The sequence below is a fragment of the Halomonas sp. genome (assembly GCF_031581305.1).
GTDB lineage: Bacteria > Pseudomonadota > Gammaproteobacteria > Pseudomonadales > Halomonadaceae > Halomonas.
The window spans coordinates 1-2,199 of sequence record NZ_JAVLBC010000310.1 but is presented as its reverse complement, the minus strand read 5'-3'; the positions used below and the strand labels follow the sequence as shown (position 1 = coordinate 2,199).

Annotated in this window: 4 protein-coding genes and 1 pseudogene; 4 read left to right on the top strand and 1 reads right to left on the bottom strand. The window is 64.3% G+C overall.

Annotated elements, in window-relative coordinates; translation table 11 throughout:
• Both RI841_RS16160 and ihfA read left to right on the top strand, forming a co-directional pair.
• Positions 1–510, top strand: a pseudogene (locus RI841_RS16160) (phenylalanine--tRNA ligase subunit beta); the annotation flags it as partial.
• A 50-nt stretch (positions 511–560) separates the two neighbouring features.
• Complete coding sequence (gene ihfA, locus RI841_RS16155; protein ID WP_310706653.1) at positions 561–863, top strand: integration host factor subunit alpha; 303 nt, start codon at positions 561–563, stop codon at positions 861–863.
• A gap of 70 nt (positions 864–933) precedes the next feature.
• Here ihfA and RI841_RS16150 read toward each other — a convergent pair whose 3' ends face one another.
• On the bottom strand, positions 934–1,143 hold the full coding sequence (locus RI841_RS16150) for a DUF2788 domain-containing protein (protein WP_310706652.1): 210 nt from the start codon (positions 1,141–1,143) through the stop codon (positions 934–936).
• Positions 1,144–1,277: 134 nt separating this feature from the next.
• Here RI841_RS16150 and RI841_RS16145 point away from each other — a divergent pair, with 134 nt between their 5' ends.
• Together RI841_RS16145 and RI841_RS16140 are read left to right on the top strand one after the other, a co-directional pair.
• The gene (locus tag RI841_RS16145) at positions 1,278–1,742 is read left to right on the top strand and encodes a flavodoxin (RefSeq protein WP_310706651.1); all 465 of its coding nucleotides are present in this window, start codon (positions 1,278–1,280) and stop codon (positions 1,740–1,742) included.
• A 1-nt stretch (position 1,743) separates the two neighbouring features.
• Positions 1,744–2,109 (top strand): hypothetical protein, encoded by a 366-nt coding sequence (locus RI841_RS16140; protein ID WP_310706650.1) that lies wholly within the window; start codon positions 1,744–1,746, stop codon positions 2,107–2,109.
• Positions 2,110–2,199 lie beyond the last annotated feature (90 nt).

Sequence of the window (2,199 nt, the reverse complement as noted above, 5' to 3'; positions counted from 1 at the left end):
GCCCTCGGCGAGCCGCAGGCCTGGCGCTTCGAGCCCGGCGAGCATCCGGCGCTGCATCCCGGCCAGTGCGCCCGCATCCTGCATCGCGGCGAGGAGGCCGGCTGGATCGGCACCCTGCACCCGGCGGTGCGTGCCAGGCTTGGCCTCAAGGTCGACGCGCTGCTCTTCGAGGTGCGCCTCGATGCCTTGACCCAGGGAAGGGTGCCGGCCTTCACACCGCTCTCGCGCCACCCTGAGGTGCGCCGCGACCTGGCTTTCCTGGTCGAGGAGGGGCTGCCGGTGCAGTCGCTGCTCGATACCATCCGGGCACAGGCGGGCGAGTGGCTGGTGGAGTCCCATCTGTTCGACGTCTATCAGGGCAAGGGCGTGCCGGAAGGCCTCAAGAGCGTGGCCCTGGGGTTGACCTGGCAGCATCCATCGCGCACGCTTAATGACGAGGAAATCAATCAGTTGGTTGATGCCATCGTCGCGGAATTACGTCAGCATCTGGGGGCGGAGTTGCGTACCTGAGGCTTGTGTGTCTCGTCGATCGGCAGGACCAGCGCCATGAGGGCGACAACATGGGTGCGTTGACCAAGGCGGAACTAGCCGAACATCTGCACGCCGAGCTTGGCCTCTCCAAGCGCGAGGCCAAGTCCATGGTGGAGACGTTCTTCGAGGAGATACGTGGCTGCCTGCGCGAGAACGAGCAGGTCAAGCTCTCAGGCTTCGGCAATTTCGACCTGCGCGATAAACGTGAACGCCCCGGTCGTAATCCCAAGACCGGTGAGGAGATCCCGATCTCCGCTCGGCGGGTGGTCACCTTTCGGCCCGGCCAGAAGCTCAAGAGCCAGGTCGAGGGGTATCGCGGCGAGGCCCACTGACCCGCTTGACGATCATGAAAACGCCACCCCGCGGAGTGGCGTTTTTCATGACCAGGGGCTCGGCGTGTCGTCACATGCCGCTGCCGTTCTCCAGCATCCAGGTGATGACCACCTTCAGTACATAGCCCAGCATCCCGGCCCCCAGCACCACGAAGAGCATGATGGTGCCGAAACGACCGGCCTGGGACTTCTTGGCGAGGTCCCAGATGATGAAGCACATGAAGAGGATCAGGCCGCCGATCATGATCGGGGTAATCCAGGTCTCGAAGGTCTGCCGCATGATGTCTCCGTGCACGCCTCAGGGGAAAGCCGACCATTATACTCGGGCTTTGTCGTCACTGCAGGCGCCAGGGCGTGGCCCCGTGCCGCACCTCATGGTAATATCTGACCGAAACTCTCAGGTAAATCCATGACATGCCCATGCTCAAGATCTTTGTAGGCACCATGTATGGCGGTGCCCTGGATGTCGCCGAACAGGTCAAGCCGCTGTTCGAGGAAGCCGGCTACGAGGTGGCCATCTTCGACCAGCCGACCCTCGACGATCTCACCGGCTCGCCCACCGACCTGGCGCTGTTCTGCGTCTCGACTACCGGCAGCGGCGACCTGCCTGGCAATATCACGCCCTTCGCTCGTGACCTCGAGGAGCAGAGCCCCGGCCTTGCCGGCCTGCGCTACGGCCTTATCGCTTTGGGTGACAGCTCCTACGGGGAGACCTTCTGCGGCGCCGGGCGCCACCTTGACGCCATGCTCGAGGGGCAGGGAGCCCAGCGTCTCGGTGAGCGCCTCGAGGTGGATGCCATGGAGACCTTCATGGCAGACGACGAGGCTCTGCCCTGGGTAGAGCAGTGGATCGATGCCCAGCAGTTGAAGGTGGCCTGAGGTGGGCGCAACGCCCACAGCAGGGCGCCTCAGCTTGCTGCTGGGGCTCGGGGTACTGATGTTGGCGACACTGCCTCGCTATCTGGCCGGAGGGCACGAGACACGCTTGTCGCTGATGCTGATATCGTTGGCGGTGGTCGCCGTGGTCATCGTGCTGCAGTGGCGGCTGCTCTCACGCGAGGCGCGTTCACGCCTTCCCGCGCTGTTGCGCCGGCTAGGCCTCTTCCTGGTGACGGGCCTGGTTGTGATGACGGCCTGGCACACCCTGACCAGCGACTTCTTCGGCTGGGAGCTGCTGGTCTCCCACGGCGCCACCCTGGGGCTGCTGCTGCATGCGCTCTGGCTATGGGTCAGGCTGCCTCGCTGAGCTCGGCCCCAGCTACGAGGTTCAAGGAGCAAGTCACAAGGAAACCCTTGGGCCTGCGGCCAGCTACAAGAAGCAAGCCACAAGTTAACC

Excerpts from the sequence above, each read along its gene's own strand:
- RI841_RS16145 (WP_310706651.1), top strand. The coding sequence starts at position 1,278 with ATGCCCATGCTCAAGATCTTTGTAGGCACCATGTATGGCGGTGCCCTG.
- ihfA (WP_310706653.1), top strand. The coding sequence starts at position 561 with ATGGGTGCGTTGACCAAGGCGGAACTAGCCGAACATCTGCACGCCGAG.
- RI841_RS16150 (WP_310706652.1), bottom strand. The coding sequence starts at position 1,143 with ATGCGGCAGACCTTCGAGACCTGGATTACCCCGATCATGATCGGCGGC.